This is a genomic window from Nocardia sp. BSTN01 (genome assembly GCF_015354405.1).
Taxonomy (GTDB): Bacteria; Actinomycetota; Actinomycetes; order Mycobacteriales; family Mycobacteriaceae; genus Nocardia.
Genome location: NZ_JADKYP010000012.1, coordinates 24494 through 38386 on the forward strand (window position 1 = coordinate 24494; position 13893 = coordinate 38386).

Annotated in this window: 14 protein-coding genes; 10 read left to right on the top strand and 4 right to left on the bottom strand. The window is 64.7% G+C overall.

Annotated features, from left to right (window positions below; all coding sequences use genetic code 11):
- The first annotated feature begins 227 nt into the window (after positions 1-227).
- The 6 genes from IRT45_RS12875 (at position 228) to IRT45_RS12900 (ending at position 5057) form a co-directional block, all read left to right on the top strand.
- Positions 228-1046 (top strand): glycosyltransferase family 2 protein, encoded by an 819-nt coding sequence (locus IRT45_RS12875; RefSeq protein WP_309240928.1) that lies wholly within the window; start codon positions 228-230, stop codon positions 1044-1046.
- A 335-nt stretch (positions 1047-1381) separates the two neighbouring features.
- Positions 1382-1741, top strand: a complete 360-nt coding sequence (locus tag IRT45_RS12880; RefSeq protein WP_194806079.1) for a nuclear transport factor 2 family protein — start codon at positions 1382-1384, stop codon at positions 1739-1741.
- 187 nt (positions 1742-1928) lie between these two features.
- A complete protein-coding gene (locus IRT45_RS12885) occupies positions 1929-2177 on the top strand; it encodes a hypothetical protein (protein ID WP_194806080.1) in 249 nt (82 codons plus the stop codon).
- Positions 2178-2227: 50 nt separating this feature from the next.
- Positions 2228-2617, top strand: coding sequence for a bifunctional 2-polyprenyl-6-hydroxyphenol methylase/3-demethylubiquinol 3-O-methyltransferase UbiG (locus IRT45_RS12890; protein ID WP_194806081.1), 390 nt, complete (start codon positions 2228-2230; stop codon positions 2615-2617).
- A gap of 263 nt (positions 2618-2880) precedes the next feature.
- Positions 2881-3777 (top strand): aminoglycoside phosphotransferase family protein, encoded by an 897-nt coding sequence (locus tag IRT45_RS12895; protein WP_309240929.1) that lies wholly within the window; start codon positions 2881-2883, stop codon positions 3775-3777.
- Positions 3778-4187: 410 nt separating this feature from the next.
- On the top strand, positions 4188-5057 hold the full coding sequence (locus IRT45_RS12900) for an oxygenase MpaB family protein (protein ID WP_194806165.1): 870 nt from the start codon (positions 4188-4190) through the stop codon (positions 5055-5057).
- A gap of 59 nt (positions 5058-5116) precedes the next feature.
- Here the strand turns inward: IRT45_RS12900 and IRT45_RS12905 are convergent, their stop codons facing one another.
- A complete protein-coding gene (locus tag IRT45_RS12905) occupies positions 5117-5989 on the bottom strand; it encodes an oxygenase MpaB family protein (protein ID WP_309240930.1) in 873 nt (290 codons plus the stop codon).
- 274 nt (positions 5990-6263) lie between these two features.
- Here IRT45_RS12905 and IRT45_RS12910 point away from each other — a divergent pair, with 274 nt between their 5' ends.
- The 3 genes from IRT45_RS12910 to IRT45_RS12920 are packed head-to-tail and all read left to right on the top strand — an operon-like array spanning position 6264 to position 8087.
- Positions 6264-6467: a hypothetical protein gene (locus IRT45_RS12910; protein WP_194806082.1), complete on the top strand. Its 204-nt coding sequence runs from the start codon at positions 6264-6266 to the stop codon at positions 6465-6467.
- Between the two features lie 7 nt (positions 6468-6474).
- Entirely contained in the window at positions 6475-6627 is a 153-nt protein-coding gene (locus tag IRT45_RS12915) for a hypothetical protein (protein WP_194806083.1), read from the top strand.
- 29 nt (positions 6628-6656) lie between these two features.
- Positions 6657-8087 (top strand): carotenoid oxygenase family protein, encoded by a 1431-nt coding sequence (locus IRT45_RS12920; RefSeq protein ID WP_194806084.1) that lies wholly within the window; start codon positions 6657-6659, stop codon positions 8085-8087.
- A gap of 34 nt (positions 8088-8121) precedes the next feature.
- Here the strand turns inward: IRT45_RS12920 and IRT45_RS12925 are convergent, their stop codons facing one another.
- The 3 genes from IRT45_RS12925 to IRT45_RS12935 all read right to left on the bottom strand — a co-directional run bounded on the left by IRT45_RS12925 (position 8122) and on the right by IRT45_RS12935 (position 12775).
- Positions 8122-9546, bottom strand: coding sequence for a hypothetical protein (locus IRT45_RS12925; RefSeq protein ID WP_194806085.1), 1425 nt, complete (start codon positions 9544-9546; stop codon positions 8122-8124).
- Positions 9543-11342, bottom strand: a complete 1800-nt coding sequence (locus tag IRT45_RS12930) for an FAD-dependent oxidoreductase (protein WP_194806086.1) — start codon at positions 11340-11342, stop codon at positions 9543-9545. Before IRT45_RS12930 ends, IRT45_RS12925 begins: the two co-directional genes overlap by 4 nt.
- Positions 11343-11914: 572 nt before the next feature.
- The gene (locus IRT45_RS12935; RefSeq protein WP_194806087.1) at positions 11915-12775 is read right to left on the bottom strand and encodes an SDR family NAD(P)-dependent oxidoreductase; all 861 of its coding nucleotides are present in this window, start codon (positions 12773-12775) and stop codon (positions 11915-11917) included.
- 159 nt (positions 12776-12934) lie between these two features.
- Here IRT45_RS12935 and IRT45_RS12940 point away from each other — a divergent pair, with 159 nt between their 5' ends.
- On the top strand, positions 12935-13795 hold the full coding sequence (locus tag IRT45_RS12940) for a helix-turn-helix transcriptional regulator (RefSeq protein ID WP_194806088.1): 861 nt from the start codon (positions 12935-12937) through the stop codon (positions 13793-13795).
- The last annotated feature ends 98 nt before the right edge of the window (positions 13796-13893 follow it).

Below are 13893 nucleotides of genomic sequence, written 5' to 3' on the forward strand. Positions count from 1 at the left end.
CGGCCGCGGGCCCGGATGGGTGAAACGGTGCCGCGCGGTGCGTAATCCGTGCCGTCGAGTCCTCGGCAGGACGCGCTGGGATCGCCGTGCGGTGGTTCGGGGCGTCGGTGTTTCGGAAAGTCAAGTGCTGCCAACGGTTGTGGTTTAGGGTTGCCCGAAGCTAGCGCTCTCCCTCTTGATCGGTTCATCCATTCCCTTGTCGCAGGAGATGTTTGATGATCTTGTCGGTGGTAGTTCCTGCTCTCAACGAAGCTCGCGTCATCGAGCGAACCCTGTCTCGGCTGGTCGCCCAGGATGCGGTCGACGAGGTGATCGTGGTCGACAACGGCAGCGTCGACGACACCGCAGCCGTTGTCTACGAATTCGCCGGCTCGCATCCGAAGGTGCAGCTGGTTCATGAGCCGGTGCGCGGCATTCCCGCGGCGCGCAACGCCGGATTCGACAAGGCGCGTGGAGAATTCATCGCCCGCACCGATGCCGACACCCTCGTCGACGACGACTGGGCCGCCACCATCCGCGACCACCTCAGCACCCACCCCGACACCGCCGCGGTAACCGGGTTGTGCACGTATCACGATTCGCCGGTCGGATTCTTCCTGCGGTTCGGCCAGCAACTGCTGCTGCGAGCGGGGAAGCTCGGCGGGCCGGTGGGGAATATGTACGGCCCGAACATGGCGCTGCGCCGGGATGCGTGGGAGCAGGTGCGCGCGGTGGTGCAGACGCGGGCGGATGTCGCCGAGGATCTGGATCTGGCGTTGTGTTTGACGTTGCGGGGTCTGCGGATCGACCAGGTCACCGCGATGCGAGCGCGGACCTCGGCCCGACGCCGGCGCACCAGCCCCCGCCGGCAGTGGCAGTTCCATCACCTCGGCTTGCGCACCATCGAACACCACGGCTTCCAGGTACGCCCGCGGCATCGGCTGATCATTCTGGCCGCCTGCGTTTCCCACACCGTGCAGTGGCCGATCTACCGATTCTGGGACTTCCAGCACCGCCGGTTCCGGCTGCGGCCGGGCGCGGAACGGATCTCGGCGACCGGCCACTGAACCACCACCCGCCGGCGTTGCGAGCCCTCGGCATGTCGCTGGAGACTCACACTTCTGCGGTCACCGTGATCGATCGCACCCGGAGGGCGGCGATGCCCCGAGGTGCCGGCGGACCATTCTTTCCGGCGCAGCAGTTTCGTCTACGGACGCCTCGAACACCTCGGCGGCCGCGGTTCGCCGGGTACGTCGATACGCCCGCCCAGACCGCCGAGCGGTTCGTCACCAACGGATGCTGTTGCCTCACAGGAGATCTCGGCCTCGACAGGACGGTCGATTCTTCTACGCGTCTCGCGATGACGATGCCAATCCGGCCGCCGGCTGGCAAGGTGTTCCGCATGGAGAACTTGCGAGACGCCGAGCGCCGGCTCCAGACCGCGCAGCTCGCCGGCGACGTCGAGGCACTGGACCGGCTGCTGGATGATCGGCTCATCTTCACCTTGGGTGCGAACGTTCAGACCAAGGCGGACGACCTGGAGCTGCACCGCACGCGAGCGCAGGTGGTGACGAAGCTGGCCGAGGAGGAGTTGACCGTGCTCACCGACGGGCGTACCGGGGTGACGTGGTTTCTCGGCACCGTCGAAGGGACCGTCTCCGGGGTGCCGTTCGCGGCGAGGATGCGCTACACCCGGACGTGGCTGTACGACGAGACGCACGGGTGGCGAATCATCGCCGTGCACGCCGGCACGACCGATTGAGGCAGCCGAACACCTGTCCCTCCACCTGTACTTTCGCGACCGTGTGTCATCCCTTCCAGAGATGTCCGCCAGCACTCGACATCGAGTCCGACTGCACTCGGCAACGTCAACCTGTCGGGGGTTGCCGATACGCTCGCGGCTCCCGCGAATCGGCTACGGACACGTCTCCACGCACCTGGACCGCATCGTGGGAAATCCGAGGGTAGGGCTGGTCATCGATACAGAGGCCGCATTGCGTCCTGATGGCGAGCGGCCGAACAAACAGGTCCGGGTGATCGGCGACGCCACCGTCACCCCCGAGCATGGTGGCGTGTGGACGCGAAGGATTCGAGCCGAATACGTCTGTCCTGCAATCGATCCCGGCACGGCGATGGCAAGGGCAAGGATGCTCATCACGGTCACACCCCGCCAGGTCATAGCGATCGCCAGCGTCTGAGCCCGTGGATATTCCGTTGCTGTCGCACGTACCGGCGGACAGCATTCGGTATGACTTTCGAACTCGTAGAACACTATTCGCGCACCTCGGAGTGTGATCGGCTACTCAGGTCCGCGCACGGTCGCCTGGAGTTTCTGCGCACCCAGGAATTGATGCGCCGCGTCCTGACGCTCCAGGCGACGGCGCTCGACGTCGGTGGCGGCACCGGCGTCCACGCCCGATGGCCGGCCGGTGACGGGCATTCGGTACATCTCGTCGACCCCGTACCCCGCCACATCGAAGTGGCCGCCACACTGCCCGGAGTCACCGCGGAGATCGGCGATGCGAGGCGACTGCACACCGCCGACAACAGCGTCGACGCTGTCTGGTGGCCGAGATCCGGCGGTGTTGGATGGCGCGTCGGCCGGTCGCAGACCAGGCGGGGACCGGCTATTCAGTAGTCGGTGTTGCTGGTCGGAATCGCGACCGGCGGTGGCCGTTGTCGCGAATGCTGGGAAAGGCGATGGCGTCTACGGTCGTTTGATGTTCAAGACGCGCGGGCTATCGAGGGAGCGCCGGTGACGACCGCGACGCGCCGGGACAGACCATGGGATCACGCGCCCATTCCATGGGTAGGAGCAGCAGGGCGGCAACCGAATACCGTGTCCACGAAGCGATCGGAAATCGGTTGTCGAGCACGGCCGGCAGGGTTCAGGATGGCGCGGTGACAGTTTCCGCGGACGGCCGCGCCGGAATCGATGCGGGGCTGGTCGCGCGCTTGATCGCGAGACAGTTTCCGCGATGGAGCGCGCTGGCGGTCACACCGGTGGTCAACGACGGGTGGGACAACCGCACTTTCCGCCTCGGCGAGGACATGTCGGTCAGGTTGCCGACCGCGGCCGGCTACGCACCCGCTGTTGCCAAGGAAAGCCGCTGGTTACCGCGATTGGCGCCCTCGCTGCCGGTACCGGTGCCGACCGTTCTCGCCGTTGGTGAACCCGACCTCGGCTATCCGTTTCCGTGGTCGGTGCGCCGGTGGATCCATGGTGAGACCGCCGATCGAGCCGGAATCGAGGACATGACCGAATTCGCGGTCGCTGCCGCAGAATTCATTCACGCTCTGCAGCGATGCGATGCCGCCGAAGCACCCCCTGCCGGTGCGCACAGCTTCTACCGAGGCCGACCACCAGGCCACTACGACGCACAGACCCGGCACTGTCTCCACATCCTCGACGGTCGCGTCGATACCGCATCGGCCACGGGCGTCTGGGAAAAGGCCCTGGCTACCGAGTGGGAGCGGAATCCGGTGTGGTTTCACGGCGACCTGGCCCCCGGCAATCTGGTCGTCGACCAGGGGAAGCTGGCTGCCGTCATCGACTTCGGCGCCTGTGGGATCGGCGACCCCGCCTGCGACCTGGTCCTGGCGTGGACGATGCTGTCCGGAGACAGCCGCGAAGCGTTCCGACGAGCAATCGACCACGACAGCGCGACGTGGGACCGCGCCCGCGGCTGGGCGCTGTGGAAAGCGCTGCTCACCGTCGCCGAGTATCGGTCCACCGATCACGAGTCGGCCAGCCGGGCACAGCGCATCCTCAACGACATACTGACCGACGAAGACTAACTCAGCCGCCTACGAGCCCGAATCCAAGATCAATATAACGAGAATTGTCGATAACATCTGCATTGACTGCCGTCCATCTCCCCTGAGAAGATGACGTTGTATTATTATCATCATCTCGCGGGGGCTTGCGATGGGTAGAACTCGATCCGATCGTGACCGATGGCCGAGGCCTTCGGTCGCCGATGCCCGCCCGCATCCCGTGTGTACGGGTCACTCCCCAGCCCCTACCTTCAGTCGCCGGTGGCGCGGCCGGAGTGGGCGTATACCTTCCACGGAAAGGATCATTTGGCATGGACGCGCAATCGTCGGCGCCGAATTATAGAGGCCCGCATAATAATTCATACGAAGAGGAACCCTCGGCTCCGGTGCGACACCGCCGGATCGAAGCGGTGAAACCACCCGAAGCCGCGATGCGGGCGCTGACCATCGAGGAGACGCGGATCCCGATATCGGCCGTCCATCGGGCCACGACGAAACGGCTACCGCAACTGCCGGACGCACTCGATTTCTGGGGACTCGCGGCCGCCCCGGCGAACGTAGCCATGCAGATGGCATGGCCCGAAGTGGGCCGCGGTGTCATCGAGAGCCCGGTCGAGTCCGGAGCGCTGATGAAGCATCCCTGGAAACGGTTGCGCACCACCGCGTCATACCTCGCAGTGGCCATTCTCGGCACCGACGCGGAGAAGCGTGCCATGCGCGAGGCGGTGAATGTCGCGCACCGGCAAGTGCGGTCCGCACCCGGAGCGAAGGTGCGGTACAACGCCTTCGACCGCACTACTCAACTATGGGTCGCCGCATGCCTTTTCGTGGGCTTCGAGGACGGCTATCAGCTACTGAACGGCAAGATGAGCCCGGAGCAGGCGGAGGCTTTCTATCAGAACGCCTCTACGCTGGGCACCACGCTGCAGGTGCATGAGGACATGTGGCCGAAGACCCGTGTCGACTTCGATCAGTATTGGAACGAGGCGTGCGGCCGGGTGAGTATCGACGAGGAGGTCCGCGCGTACGTCGATGATCTGCTGCACCTGCGGATGATCCATTGGTATCTACGACTGTTCTTCGGCGGACTACTGCGCTTTCTGACGGCGGGATTTCTGCCGCCGCATTTCCGGGAACAGATGGGTGTGGAGTGGACGGCCACCGACCAGCGCCGGTTCGAGAATCTGTTCCTGTTCGTAGGATTCGTCAATCGGTTCATCCCCAGGTTCATCCGGAACGTGGGGAACCCGCAGATGGGATACGTGCGCTGGCGTATCCGCAAGAAGTACGCACTCGTGTGATCGGCCACCGGCCACCCCTGTTGTCGACGGGGTGGCCGGAGCGGATCATCGAACCGCTTTCACACCAAGGGTTTTCCCAGGGTCCGCCGCCGTCGCATATCCCGGAGGTAGTCCCAGTAGGGGTACATCCGCCACCGCTCGGGCAGCCGGTCGAGTATCAGCCCAAGCAGACGCATGATCTTCTGAAAGGCCCACTGCCGGCGAGGACTCCAGACAAGACCGAGTTCGTCGCGGAATTGCGGTGGGAGAAAGCCGGTGGTGAAGAACCGATTCACCCGCCGCAGGGCGACACGATATGGACGGGTGAAGGGCCCCAGGTCGACGATCTGCTCCAGTAGATACGCCTTGACCTCCTCGTCGACGGAGATTTCGGCGAGCTTGGAGTTCCAGTATTCGTCGAAGGCAGCCCGGTTGGCGGGCCACGCCTGCGCGGGCATCTGCAGTGTCGTCCCGAACCGGGCCGATTCCCGGTACAGATCATCGGCCGTGTCGTCGTCGAGCTCGCCGAAGAAATAGATCAGATAGTCGCGCACACCGACGTAGATGCAGGCGGCCACCCACAGTTGCAGCTCCGGATCGAAAGCGTTGTAGGTCACGCGACTTCCGGGCGCCGACTTCACCTGACGATGCGCGGTGTTCGTCGCGGCCCGGTATGCGGCGCGCTCGTCCTCGGTGCCCATCATCGCCACCGCCAGGTAGGTCAGCGTAGTGCGCGAACGCTTGCGCGGATGCAAGTCGTAGCGGCCACTCTCGACAACGCTCTCGAAAACACCGCGACCCACGGCGGGATTGCTCAGCTGCATGATCACGTTGGCGCCACCGCCGCCGAGTAGCGCACCGAGCCCCACCATGTACCGCCGGCGGCGTTCGATCGCGGTGGGGTCGTCGGCTCCTGCCCCCGGAACGGGTGAGGAACGAATCGGGTACGCCACTATACCTCCCGAGTTAATGAGATGATTATCAACTCATCGTCTCACGGCGCAGAGCTGCGGGCAACCCTCCCGCGGCGATAACTCCAGCTTCTGGTATGTGATTAGCGATTCACCCGGACTCTCACTAAACATCTGGATCAGAGGCGAGGCCATTATCCCTGTTAGATCGTGGATCTATTGCACTTCGCCCCGTTTCTAGAGAGAGAATGTGTAGTAACATAGCGCTCGGCGCCGGGAAGTGTGGCGCGCCCGCGGGGTGGGAAGGAGTTGCCGGATGATCGGGCCGATCCCGCACTGGCTCAACAGGATTCTCGGTGTGGAGCTGACGGTGTTCGAGTTCACCCTGCTGGTGTTCCTCGGCGGCGCCGCGATCGGGATGGTTCGCGTGGCTTGGGTGACATGCGCCCGCGTCGTGCCGTCCGTCAGAAATATCGGGAAGGGACTCATGGAAACCGAACTACGACGTCCCGCACAGTGATTCGGACGTGGAGGAGACCGCCGCACCGGTGTGGTGCCGGGCGGCCGAGATCGTCCCGGGCTCCGGCGAGGCACGCGTGCTGACCACCGAGCAGGCCCGCAGCAAGACACCCATGCGCGACGTGCGGAAGCGCACTCGCAAGAACAAGGCCCTCATCTGACCACGTTGCGCGATCGAGAGGTGATCGTAATGACCGATGTGATCAAGCATTCAGCGCAGGAACCGGCCGTGGGCGAGTTCGACGACGTCGTGGTCAACGACGTCGCGGGCGTCATTCCACCCGAGTTGTCCGGCACGCTGTACCGCAACGGACCGGTGCGCTGGGAAGCGGGCGGTTTCTACGCCCAGCATCTGTTCGACGGCGACGGCATGATCGCCAAATTCGTCTTCGACAAGGGCGAACTGCACTATCGGAACCGGTACGTGCGGACCCCGAAATATCGTGCCGAGGAACGAGGACGAGGGATGCGGATCCGGGGGATGGGCACCAACGCCCCCGGCGGAGTGTTACGCAACGCCGCCCGAATCCCGAAAGACCGAGCCAACACGCACGCGATCTATCACGCCGAAAAACTGCTGGCACTGACCGACGACGGCCGACCGTGGCGTATCGACCCCGGCAGCCTAGCGACCTTGGGCCGGGAGAACTTTCGCGGCCGGTTGCCGTTGTGGAGCACCTTCTCCCCGCATCCGAAATTGGACCCGCGCACGGGCGAGATGTTCAATTTCGGGCTGACGATTCCGCGGGTTCCACGGCCGGGCGCCCTTGCCGCACTGCGCTGCTACCGGATCGATCGCAGCGGGCGCCTGTCCACGATTCGGACGGTGCCGCTGCCGCGGATCTTCATCAACCACGACTTCGGGCTGACCGAGAACCATTTCGTATTCCTCATCGATCCGTTGCACGTCAAACACCCGATTCAGTTCGGACTGGGCCTGCTCGACGCGAACGCGGCCACCGTCCATGAATCGGAGCTCGGCACGCTGGTGCTGCTCGTTCCCCGTGACGGCGGCAAACCGCGCATGTTCGTGGCAGACACTATCGCGAAGGCTCACGTCAACAACGCCTATGAAATCGGCGGTGAGGTGATCATCGATCTGGTGCGCTACGACGATTGGAACGAATTGTCGGCCATGCTGTGCGGATTCCGCGAGTACGAGAAACTCACCGGCGGCATCCCCAGCCGAGTGCGAATCACGCCGTCGGACACGTTGATCGTCGAGGACCGGACCGATCTGCTCGCGGAATTCCCTATGCACGACTGGCGGCGCACCACCCAGGACTACCGATACTCCTACCTGGTGCACGGCGACGGCAGCCGTGCCGGAATCATCAAACTCGACAACCACAGCGGCCGGACGTGGTTACACGAGTTCGCTGAGCGCGATTTTCCCGGCGAGCCGGTCTTCGTCCCGCGGGAGACAACCACGGCCGAGGACGACGGCTGGCTGCTGGTCGTCAACTACGACGGCACCCGCCATCGCACGGCCGTGGTGATACTCGATGCCCGCGACATGGAAGCCGAACCTGTCGCGGTCGCAACGCTGCCGCATCATTTCATGCCCGGATTCCACGGCATGTTCACCGGCGAGATCCGCGAGGCCGGGCACCCGGGGTGAGGTGTCCTCACCCCGGGACCGAAATACCTTGCGACTATTGATGGTTGACGACAATGTCGCAGTTGCGGACAGTGTTGTTGCCTGGGCCGACCGCGCAGCGATCGACTCCGCCCGGCCCGCCGTCGACATAGTTGTCGCCGGGACCGGTGTCGATGGTGTCGTTGCCAAGCCCGCCGACTATCCGATCGTCGCCGCCACCTTGCTTGTACCCGAAGAAGCCCGGAAAGTTGCCGGTGAAGGTGGACAGCGGGATCGGCATCCGGTCGATCTGCGGCAGACCGAGCAGGCTGGTCGCTATGCCGTCGATGGTGACGTCCAGAGCGGCAATGATGTTGTGGCCCTGGACCGGAGCGCCGATCCCGTTCGGGCCGTCACCCAGCACCATGAGGTTGTTGCCGCCGTCGCCGCTGATGGTGGGACCGATCGCGGACTGATTATCCCCAGCCATGAATCCGGTGCCGCCGGGCGGGCCCACGAGGATGTTGTTGCCACCCCGGCCACTGGCTCCGTAGAAGCTGGTATTGCCCCCGGCCATCGAGAAAGCCGTTCCCCCGGAATCGATTTCGATGTTGTCGCCACTGTCTCCCTCGGCGTGGCCGAAGATCGAGCCGTTGTGGCCGACGAAGATGTCACCGTTGTTTCCAGGGTCGACCAGCACGTTGTCGCCACCCGAACCCGCGGCGCTGCCGACGAACGCCGCGCTACCACCGTGCAGGATGTTGAAACTGTCCTGCCCGCCGCTCAGGAAATTGCTCCCGCCGTGGCCGCCCGCGCACTCGGCGTGACCGAACTCCGCGGCGTTGTTACCGGCGATGATGTTCATCAGACCGGTGCCACCCTGCAGGATGTTGTCACCGCAGCGGCCGTCGACGTTGCCGGCGATCGAGAAGTTGTTGCCGATGATGACGTTCGCGCCTGCGCCGCCATCGACGATATTGTTGCCGGGGCCACCGATCAGGACGTTGAAACTACTTCCGCCACAAATGATGTCGTTGCCCTCACCGCCGTTGATCCAATTCACCGGCCCGGTGCCCACGATGACGTTGTCGCCCGGCGGGCCCTGGATGTAGCCCGTCCCGGTGATGGTGGCGGGGCGGCCATGGCAGGTCGGCCGTGCCGGGTCGGCCGGCTGACCGACCCGTGGATCACCCGCCGTATCGTCGACGATGTGGTGATCGGGACCGCCGAGCACTACGTTGTGATCGCCTACGCGGCATTGGATGTCGGCGGCCGGGTCCGGCCGGTTGGACCCGGCGACACCGTTGACCGAGATTCCTGGGTCAACGGCCTGCCCGTACTGAGCCCGCAGGCTGCTCGCGAGGGCATCGTGACAGCTCGGCAGCGGCGCATCGGCCGCCGCCGGGCCGAACGACGCGGACGCGGCCACGACCGACAGGCCGAGCAACCCGAGCGCCATGCGAACCGGGTGTGGTCTCAGCGCATCTCCGATATTTCTCATCCCACGTCCATGATGTGTGGCTGGCCGGCCAGATACCGGCCGCGATCGACAGCTTTCAGCGAGGCGAGTTCCGGCGGGTTGTATCCGTCGAACAGCGCCGCGTGCGATTCCCGCGAACCCGCGGTGTCCAGCAATGCGTTCACCGCGTGCCGCCCCGCCTCGTTGGCGGCCTCCATCGAGGTGAAGTCGATGTTCTTGGGGGTCTGGACATAGTCGGCCGCCAGAAACAGATTCGGAATCGCGGTGTGCGCGGTCGGGCGCAGTTCCCACGAACCCACGGTGTTCAAGAAGTAACGTTCGTCGTTGTACGGCTGATCCGATCCCAGATTCTGCGCCGCGGGATCGATGAAGTACGACTCGATCATGTTGTCGGTCAGTACCTGCGCACCCCATTTATTGGTGTGCCGCTTCATCTGCTCCCAGACCTCGTTGGCCACCTCCTGCGGGGTGCATCGGCTTGCTGGTTTGCCGTACAGCACCCCGGGTTCCTGCACCCAGTCCGAGACGACGACTGACAGGCATTCCTGTTCTCTCCCCGAACCCCAGGTCCGGCTGAAGTTTTCGCGCCAGATCTGTCCCTGCGGCAGCGAGACCAGCTTCCATGGCGAGTCGATATGGGCGACGTGGCCACGAAGCATCTGCGGCTGAGTGTTGAGATAGAACTGAATCCCGTTGGACCACGACGTCTGCAACTGCTTCAGCTTCTCGAATTGCGGGTCCCGCTCGGCGATTCGGGGCACAGTGAGTAGCGGCACCGCCCGCTCCAGCGGCACCGCCAGCACGAACCAGTCGGCGGTCACGGACTCCGTCCCCTGTGGGCCGCGTACTCGGGCACCGCCGATTCGATCGCCGTCGAGATCCAGTCCGACAACCTCAGCGGGAAGGCGGAATTCGACCCCGAGCGACTCGAGGTGGCGAACCCAAGGATCGATCCAGGCCTCGTTCGTCGGCGCACCCATCACCCGGTTGAGCGGCCCAGAGCTACCCGGCAGCTGGAGATAGCCGGAGTACAGAATCGATTCGATGCCTTGTCCCGCCGTCCGGGCGCTGGCGACCTGCGCCTTCAGCGCCTGGATGATCTGGGCCGAACCGCCGAAAACGCGTTGATAGTCAACACTTCTCGCGGGGGCGCCGATGTAATCCCACCAGGACACATGTTCCCACTGACCGTATCGGCGCTCGTGACAACTCGACAGATAGATCAGTATTCGATCGACGACGTAGGCGGCCTCCCACGGTGGGATGGCCACCCCGTGCGCGAGCGTGCCGAGCAGCATCTGCCCGATACTCTCGAGGTTGATCTGATCCGGGGTGTGTACCGGATCGGTCAGCACCCAGTCTGGGAGATCGGTGCGGGCGAGGCTGACGTCCGCGAGGGTCACCAGATTTCCCAAAACTCCGTTTGCGTTGCCCGGGAATGGAATACGGCCGAGTGTATCGGGCAGATGGCGGTAGAACCCGAAATATCCGCGGTGGCCGTGCTCGCCCGGCAGATCCCGGCGCCCACCGGTGCCCGTGCCCGGCCGGTACATGCTCTTCGCCTTGCCGCCGAAGGCTTTTCGCTCGTACACCGTCACCGCGAAGCCACGCTCGGCCAGTTCGTGCGCTGCGGTCAAACCGGCAACACCACCGCCGAGCACCGCCACCCGGCGGTCGCTCGATCCCGGTGCTGCGGCGGCGGTGAACCCACCGGCGCCGGCGAGGGTCGTCCCGGCCGCGGCGACCCCGGCGGCCTTCAAGAGTGTCCGGCGGGAAAATGGCGAGCTCACCGTCTCCGGACGCGTCGAATCAATCATCTTCCTCCGTTCACACGGCAGGCACGCCCGCCATGCACGAGAAGCTGGTGTGGGTCGTGAAATATCCCCGGCGGCAACCGAACTGGAAGCCGAAAGCGCGAATGCGGCGCTGCACCCCCCGGGAAGAAGGCCATCCCTTCAGGCCGACATGAGCGGCCGAAGCGGAGGCTCGGGTCACCAAGTAAGCTTGATTTCCCCGTTGATGCTGCAAATCCTCCCAGTCCAAATCCATTGGACTAGAAGTAAGTTAATCTCAATTCCCGGATGCTGCAACGGTAGGTGGTCTACGTCATAGGCCGCCGGTGGCATGACCGAGCTTGGGCGCCGATCCGACATGTTATCGATCTTCTTTTCCAACCCTGATCAGTCGGAGTCTCACTCACGCCGCACCTCAGCGCCGCGCACCTGAGATACGTTGTCGCACCGAAGGTATCGTCTGCATGCCCGCGCCAGAGCACCAATCTGCGCCGCCGAAACCGGCCGGGGTGAGCTGAAGTAGGGAGAATCTCCGAGGGGGTGTGGCTAGTCGTGCGGTACGAAGATCTCGGCGCGGTCGGCGGCCTCCAGGCAGCTCATCGTGCTTGTATCCCGAGGAGTTCCGAGGTCGCGTTCCACAGCTGTGCGGCCATCTCCTCGTCCAGACCGGCCTTGCCTTGTCGGCCGACCGCGGGAAAGCCACGCACACCCCCCGGCCCGTCCGGCCCGACATAAGAATTTCCGGGAACGTCCTGGGTCGCGGCGTACAGGACCGACAGCGCGCCACGCTCGGGGGAATTGGTCAGGAAGGTGAGACGGTTGATGATGTTCGCCGGGGAGTGCGCGGCCAGGCTGGTACGGGCGATCCCCGGACTGGCGAGCACCGACCGGACAGGGCTGCCTTCAGCGGCCAGCCGGCGCTGCAGTTCCAGCGAGAACAACACGACAGCGAGCTTCGATGCCTGGTAGGCGGCCATACCGTTGTACGTGCGTGTGCGCCAGTCCAGATCGGCCAGGTCGATCTTTCCCAGCCGGTGCAGCTGGCTGGTGACGTGCACCACACGATCGGTGATGTGCTCGAGCAGCATGTTGGTCAGCGCGAAGGGGCCGGTGTAGTTGGTGGTGGTCTGCTGATCGAGGCCGTCGGCGGTACGCGCAGCGGGGATGTCCATCACACCCGCGTTGTTGATCAGGATGTCGAGGTCGCCCGACCAAGCATCGGCGAAGGCTCGCAGCGAGCCGAGGTCCGCCACGTCGAGTGGCCGGACGTCGAAGGTACCGGGTATGTCGGCGACGGCGCGCCGCCCCTTGTGCACGTCACGTACACCCAGCACGACGTGTGCTCCGGCACCGGCGAGTTCTCGCGCCGTGATCAGGCCCAGCCCCCGGCCGGCGCCGGTGATCACCACCGTCCGTCCCTTCATGTCGGGAAGTTGGTTTCCTGTCCATGTGGTCATGTCTTCGCTCCGTTGCTCGCTGTGCGAATGTGCTCGTCGAACGCGATCGGTGATCGCTGTGATCAGTAGGCGCGCTGCGCCCCGGCAGGGGAAGGACATGCGCAACCACTGACTGACAGGTCGTGGCCGAGTAGCGCCGGAGAAATGAGAATGGAGACTATGGATCGTAGGTTCGACAGCTTATCTCTCGGAGCCTTCCTCCGAACCCGACGAGCGTCTCTGCAACCTGAAGACGTCGGGTTGCGGCGAGGGCCGCGCAGGCGCGCTCAGGGGCTGCGGCGCGAAGAGGTCGCGCAGCTGTGCACCATGTCCGCCGACTACTTCGCCCGGTTGGAACGTGGGGACGGACCGCAACCATCGGAGAGCGTGCTCGCCGCGATCGCGCGTGGTCTGCGGCTCACCCCGGACGAACGTGATCATGTGTTCCTGCTCGCGGGATACCGCGCATCCCGCCGGGGCCTGCGGGTGCAGCACGTCAGCCCCGGACTGATGCGCGTGATGGACGGCCTTCTCGACACCCCGGCGCAGGTCATGGGCCCGTTGGGGGAAACGTTGCTGCAGACCGCGTCCGCAGTGGCCTTGCTCGGCGAACAGACGCAGTACACCGGCCACGCTCGCAGCGCATCGTTCCGCTGGTTCACCGATCCGGCCGCGCGCGAGCGCTACCACCCCGGCGATCACGACAAGAACAGCCACATCAACGTGGCGCAGCTCCGCGCGGCGATCACTCGGGACGGGCCCGGCTCGCCGGCTGCGGATCTTGTCGACTGTCTGCGCGGCACCAACGAAGAGTTCACCCGGTTGTGGGAGCTTCACGAGGTGGGCCTCGGCTGGAGCGATACCAAACGATTCGTCCACCCTGAGCTCGGGCGGCTGGATCTCTACTGCCAGCTTCTGCTCGAACCGGACCAGGGACAGTCACTGCTCATTTTCACCGCTACTCCGGGTACCGAGGACCACGAGAAACTCGCCATGCTGAAGGTGCTGGGCACGGAGAAATTCACTGTCTCCACCGACTGAGCGCTCGTCGGGCACTCCGGCGCTGATCCATGAGCGCGGCTTTTCGACGACATCCCTGGTAGGTACGACCACCAGTGATCGGTCAACGACCGTCCCGT

Coding starts and splice junctions, on each gene's coding strand:
- IRT45_RS12880 (WP_194806079.1), top strand. CDS start 1,382: ATGGAGAACTTGCGAGACGCCGAGCGCCGGCTCCAGACCGCGCAGCTC.
- IRT45_RS12890 (WP_194806081.1), top strand. CDS start 2,228: ATGACTTTCGAACTCGTAGAACACTATTCGCGCACCTCGGAGTGTGAT.
- IRT45_RS12900 (WP_194806165.1), top strand. CDS start 4,188: ATGCGGGCGCTGACCATCGAGGAGACGCGGATCCCGATATCGGCCGTC.
- IRT45_RS12910 (WP_194806082.1), top strand. CDS start 6,264: ATGATCGGGCCGATCCCGCACTGGCTCAACAGGATTCTCGGTGTGGAG.
- IRT45_RS12920 (WP_194806084.1), top strand. CDS start 6,657: ATGACCGATGTGATCAAGCATTCAGCGCAGGAACCGGCCGTGGGCGAG.
- IRT45_RS12925 (WP_194806085.1), bottom strand. CDS start 9,546: ATGAGAAATATCGGAGATGCGCTGAGACCACACCCGGTTCGCATGGCG.
- IRT45_RS12930 (WP_194806086.1), bottom strand. CDS start 11,342: ATGATTGATTCGACGCGTCCGGAGACGGTGAGCTCGCCATTTTCCCGC.
- IRT45_RS12935 (WP_194806087.1), bottom strand. CDS start 12,775: ATGACCACATGGACAGGAAACCAACTTCCCGACATGAAGGGACGGACG.
- IRT45_RS12940 (WP_194806088.1), top strand. CDS start 12,935: ATGGATCGTAGGTTCGACAGCTTATCTCTCGGAGCCTTCCTCCGAACC.